This is a genomic window from Micromonospora sp. NPDC127501, from assembly GCF_040302185.1.
Taxonomy (GTDB): domain Bacteria; phylum Actinomycetota; class Actinomycetes; order Mycobacteriales; family Micromonosporaceae; genus Micromonospora.
This window is the reverse complement of record NZ_JBEORJ010000029.1, coordinates 1-4844: the sequence shown is the minus strand read 5'-3', so window position 1 is coordinate 4844 and position 4844 is coordinate 1. Positions and strand designations below refer to the sequence as shown.

Annotated in this window: 5 protein-coding genes; 4 read left to right on the top strand and 1 reads right to left on the bottom strand. The window is 67.5% G+C overall.

The window, feature by feature from the left end:
- Window positions 1–246 precede the first annotated feature (246 nt).
- The 4 genes from ABTW72_RS32685 to ABTW72_RS32670 all read left to right on the top strand — a co-directional run bounded on the left by ABTW72_RS32685 (window position 247) and on the right by ABTW72_RS32670 (window position 4001).
- Window positions 247–888 (top strand): ATP-dependent Clp protease proteolytic subunit, encoded by a 642-nt coding sequence (locus ABTW72_RS32685; RefSeq protein WP_007464111.1) that lies wholly within the window; start codon window positions 247–249, stop codon window positions 886–888.
- 10 nt (window positions 889–898) lie between these two features.
- On the top strand, window positions 899–1561 hold the full coding sequence (locus ABTW72_RS32680; protein WP_030333536.1) for an ATP-dependent Clp protease proteolytic subunit: 663 nt from the start codon (window positions 899–901) through the stop codon (window positions 1559–1561).
- A gap of 209 nt (window positions 1562–1770) precedes the next feature.
- Window positions 1771–3066 carry an ATP-dependent Clp protease ATP-binding subunit ClpX gene (clpX, locus tag ABTW72_RS32675; RefSeq protein WP_030333537.1) on the top strand — a complete coding sequence of 432 codons (1296 nt, stop codon included), beginning with the start codon at window positions 1771–1773 and terminating at the stop codon, window positions 3064–3066.
- Window positions 3067–3203: 137 nt separating this feature from the next.
- The gene (locus tag ABTW72_RS32670) at window positions 3204–4001 is read left to right on the top strand and encodes a carbon-nitrogen hydrolase family protein (protein WP_350865730.1); all 798 of its coding nucleotides are present in this window, start codon (window positions 3204–3206) and stop codon (window positions 3999–4001) included.
- A 3-nt stretch (window positions 4002–4004) separates the two neighbouring features.
- Here ABTW72_RS32670 and ABTW72_RS32665 read toward each other — a convergent pair whose 3' ends face one another.
- Window positions 4005–4229, bottom strand: coding sequence for a hypothetical protein (locus ABTW72_RS32665; RefSeq protein ID WP_112584164.1), 225 nt, complete (start codon window positions 4227–4229; stop codon window positions 4005–4007).
- Window positions 4230–4844: the final 615 nt, after the last annotated feature.

Below are 4844 nucleotides of genomic sequence, written 5' to 3'. Positions count from 1 at the left end.
GTGGGGTGCGGCCGCCCCCCCCCGCTCAGCGGCGGACGGCGGCCGTTTCCCTTTTCCGGGTACGCCCCGGCAGCAGGCACTGTCGGGTACGCCCGGGCAGCAAGCACTGCCGGGGACGCCCGGAAGCCCGCGCCGCGGGTACCCCGACACAGCTGCGCTGAGAGCGAACAGTGCCCCGACCGGGACTCTGCCGCCCCGCACAGCGGTTAGTGTCGGGAAAGACGGTACGGAGAGCGAAGGGCTGCCATGACCGACATGCACATCCCCAAGAAGTCGCTCCGGGCGATTGACGCGCGCGGTGGCGACTCCATTGGCAACCTCGACGACTCGGTCTACAACCGGTTGCTCAAGGAACGCATCATCTTCCTGGGCAGTGAGGTGACCGACCAGGTCGCCAACCGCATCTGCGCGCAGCTGCTGCTGCTCGCCGCGGAGGACCCGGACCGCGACATCAACCTGTGGATCAACTCGCCGGGTGGCTCGGTCTACTCCGGCATGGCGATCTACGACACCATGCAGTTCATCGACAACGACGTGTCGACCGTGGCGATGGGCATGGCTGCCTCAATGGGCCAGCTGCTGCTCTGCGCGGGCACCAAGGGCAAGCGGTACGCCCTGCCCCACGCACGGATCATGATGCACCAGCCGTCCGGTGGTCTGGGCGGCACGGCGTCCGACATCGCCATCCAGGCGGAGCAGATGCTCTACACGAAGCGGATGTTCCAGGAGCGGGTCGCGCACCACACCGGCCAGAGCCAGTCGCAGATCGAGGCCGACTCGGACCGGGACCGTTGGTTCACCGCCCAGGAGGCCATGGACTACGGCTTCATCGACAAGGTGATCATCGGAGCCGCACAGGTTCCGGATGGCGCCGGGACCCTGAGCTGAGGAGCTGACGATGACCGATCTGAGCCTGCCGCCCCAGTTCGCGGCCGTGCACAACCGCTACGTGCTGCCGTCGTTCGTCGAGCGCACGTCGTACGGGGTCAAGGAGTCGAACCCGTACAACAAGCTCTTCGAGGACCGGATCATCTTCCTCGGCGTCCAGGTGGACGACGCGTCGGCCAACGACGTGATGGCCCAGCTGCTGACGCTCGAGGGCACCGACCCGGACCGCGACATCATCATGTACATCAACTCGCCGGGTGGTTCGTTCACCGCCATGACGGCGATCTACGACACCATGCAGTACGTCCGTCCGGACATCTCGACGGTCTGCCTCGGGCAGGCGGCGAGCGCGGCGGCGGTGCTGCTCTCGGCGGGCACGCCGGGTAAGCGGATGGCCCTGCCGAACTCGCGGATCATCATTCACCAGCCAGCCACCGAGGGCGGCTACGGGCAGGGCTCGGACATCGAGATCCAGGCCCGGGAGATCCTGCGGATGCGTACGCAGCTGGAGGACATGCTGTCCCGCCACTGCAACCGCCCCATCGAGCAGGTTCGCAAGGACATCGACCGTGACAAGATCATGACGGCCGAGGAGTCCAAGGAGTACGGGCTGGTCGACACGATCCTGACCAGTCGCAAGAAGGGTCTGCTGGCGGCCAACGCCGCCCGCTGAGCTGTACCGGGTCAGAGGTTGGCCGGGGCTCCGTTCCCGGCCGACCTCTGACACACCCGTTTTGGGGGTCGGAGAATGCCCCGCCAGCGGGTAACGTCGGGTCCGTACCGCTTCGCCGGTTGGGCCGGCGGCGCGAACTAAGCCGGGCGGCGCGCAACGTCCGCAGGTCAGGGCCGGGTCTCCGGCCGATGAGTGCAGGGAGAACGTAGGTGGCACGGATCGGTGACGGCGGCGACCTACTGAAATGCTCCTTCTGCGGCAAGTCGCAGAAGCAGGTCAAGAAGCTCATCGCGGGCCCAGGGGTCTACATCTGCGACGAGTGCATCGATCTCTGCAACGAGATCATTGAAGAGGAGCTGGCCGAGTCCGGCGAGGTGAAGTGGGAAGAGCTTCCCAAGCCGATGGAGATCTGCCAGTTCCTCGACACCTACGTCGTGGGTCAGGACCAGGCCAAGAAGGCGCTCGCCGTAGCGGTCTACAACCACTACAAGCGGATCCAGGCCGAGGCGGCTGGTGCGCCGGGCTCCGGCAGTGACGCCGTCGAGCTGGCCAAGTCCAACATCCTGCTGCTCGGCCCTACGGGCTGCGGCAAGACCCACCTGGCGCAGACCCTCGCCCGGATGTTGAACGTTCCGTTCGCCATCGCCGACGCCACCGCGCTGACCGAGGCGGGCTACGTGGGCGAGGACGTCGAGAACATCCTCCTCAAGCTGATCCAGGCCGCCGACTACGACATCAAGCGCGCCGAGACCGGCATCATCTACATCGACGAGGTCGACAAGATCGCCCGCAAGTCGGAGAACCCGTCGATCACCCGGGACGTCTCCGGTGAGGGCGTGCAGCAGGCCCTGCTCAAGATGCTCGAGGGCACGGTGGCCAACGTGCCGCCGCAGGGTGGCCGTAAGCACCCACACCAGGAGTTCATCCAGATCGACACCACGAACGTGCTGTTCATCTGTGGTGGCGCGTTCGCCGGCCTCGACCAGATCATCGAGTCCCGCACCGGGCAGGGCGGCACTGGCTTCGGCGCCCGACTCCGGTCGGTCTCCGAGCGGTCGACCGACGACATCTTCAGCCAGGTCATGCCGGAAGACATGCTCAAGTTCGGGCTGATCCCCGAGTTCGTCGGCCGGCTGCCGGTGATCACCAACGTTCGCAGCCTGGACCGCAGCGCCCTCGTTCGGATCCTCACCGAGCCGCGCAACGCCCTGGTCCGGCAGTACCAGCGCCTGTTCGAGTTGGACGGTGTCGAGCTCGAGTTCGACGAGCCGGCGCTGGAAGCCATCGCCGATCAGGCGATGCTGCGGGGCACCGGTGCCCGTGGTCTGCGAGCCATCATCGAAGAGGTCCTGCTCTCCGCGATGTACGAGGTGCCGAGCAACCCCGACGCCGCCCGCGTGCTGATCACCCGCGAGGTTGTCCTGGAGAACGTCAACCCGACGATCGTGCCGCGTGAGTTCACCGGGCGCCGGGCTCGGCGCGACCGCGAAGAGAAGTCCGCCTGATCCTTCCCGCGTCACGCCGGCCGTTCGATCCTGAGCGGCCGGCGTGATCGTGTTCGGCACCGGTCGCCCGTGACCACCAGCCGGCCGGCCAGACCGTGACGCTGTCCGTCAGAGCCCTCCAGCCGTACCCTTTGCTCATGCGTGTCGCCGTCTGCCAGCTGAACGGCCGGGACGACCGTAAGGCCAATCTGGCGGCCGCGGAGACCCTACTGGAGCGCGCCGCCGCCGGCGGCGCGGATCTCGCCGTCCTCCCGGAGTACGTCGACTACCTGGGTCCTGCCGCTGGGCTGCCCGAAGCGGAGCCGGTCGACGGCGAGGTGGGCAGCTTCTTCGCCGGGGTCGCCCGGCGGCTCGGGATCTGGTTGGTGGCCGGCTCGTTCCACGAGGCCGGCCCGGACCCGGACCACACCTGGAACACCTCGCTGGTCTTCGACCGTTCCGGCAGCCTCGCCGCGAGCTATCGCAAGATCCACCTGTACGACGTGGAGATCCCCGGTCGGGTCTCCTACCGGGAGTCGGAGAGTGTGGCGCCCGGGGTCCAACCGGTGGTGGTCGACGTCGAGGGACTGCGGGTCGGCCTGTCGATCTGTTACGACCTGCGCTTCCCGGAGCTGTACCGGCTGCTCGCCTCCGATGGCGGCGCGCAGCTGCTGGTGGTTCCCGCCGCGTTCATGATGCACACCGGCCGAGACCACTGGGAGGTCCTGCTGCGGGCCAGGGCTATCGAGAACCAGTGTTTCGTGGCGGCGGCCGGTCAGACCGGCGACCACGAGCCGGGTCGCACCTGCTTCGGCCGCAGCATGGTGGTCGACCCGTGGGGGACGGTCATCGGCCAGGTGCCGGACGGCCCGGGGATCTCCGTCGTCGACCTGGACCTGGACCGGCTCGACACGATCCGCGCCGAGCTGCCCAGCCTGGCCAACCGCCGGCTCTGAACCTCAGCCCTCCAGCAGGACGCCGATCACCGCGAAGCCGGCGATGGCCGCGGCGGTGACCAGCAGCGCCGTGGTCATCCGGGACCTGCCCCGTCGGGCCAGTCGTCCCACCGACAGCACAAGTACGACCAGCACGACCGCGCCGATCACCACCTGCCAGAACGGCCCGATGAGGCCGAGCAGCGCCTCCTCGGCGAACACCCTGGCGCCGTGCCCGGACTCATCCATGACTGACACTCTGGCACGTCGAGGTGGCCCGCGTCCTCGGCTGCGGCGGGGAGACGAGGTGCTCGCGTTCTCGGCCGCGCCGGGACCGGCGGGCGCTCATCCTCCGAACCAGTGATGAACCCTGATTTGCCTTCTCCGGGCCGTCCGCGTAACTTTCTCTCTGCACGGGGGAGGCCGGACAAACGGGCCGAGAACGGGCGCCAGGCTCGTGGCGGGAACGCCGAGCGAGACTGAGGACCGGGCGGTGCGGAACACTCCGAAAACGGGGTTGCGAACGCGGAGCCGACCGGGTAGAGTTTCGAAGCCGGCAGGAGCCGGGCGGAGAGCCGCGAAGCGGCGATCGGCCGGTCTGCGGCTTCCCACGACAGAAACGAACGTCGGCAACGACGTGCGTCATCGTGGACTCGAACCAAGCAACACCATCCGCATTGTCGGTGAAGCATGACGAACCGCGAAATATCGGTTTGACACGGCGGAAACGAGCGGGTAACGTAGTAAAAGTGCCTGGCGCTGAAAGCGACGGGGACGCGGTACGGAAAGCCCCGGTTGGGGTTCCACTGAGTGTGGGGCTTCTGGTCGGTGTGTGGTTGTTCTTTGAGAACTCAACAGGGTGCT

Coding starts and splice junctions, on each gene's coding strand:
- ABTW72_RS32670 (WP_350865730.1), top strand. CDS start 3,204: ATGCGTGTCGCCGTCTGCCAGCTGAACGGCCGGGACGACCGTAAGGCC.
- ABTW72_RS32665 (WP_112584164.1), bottom strand. CDS start 4,229: ATGGATGAGTCCGGGCACGGCGCCAGGGTGTTCGCCGAGGAGGCGCTG.
- ABTW72_RS32680 (WP_030333536.1), top strand. CDS start 899: ATGACCGATCTGAGCCTGCCGCCCCAGTTCGCGGCCGTGCACAACCGC.
- ABTW72_RS32685 (WP_007464111.1), top strand. CDS start 247: ATGACCGACATGCACATCCCCAAGAAGTCGCTCCGGGCGATTGACGCG.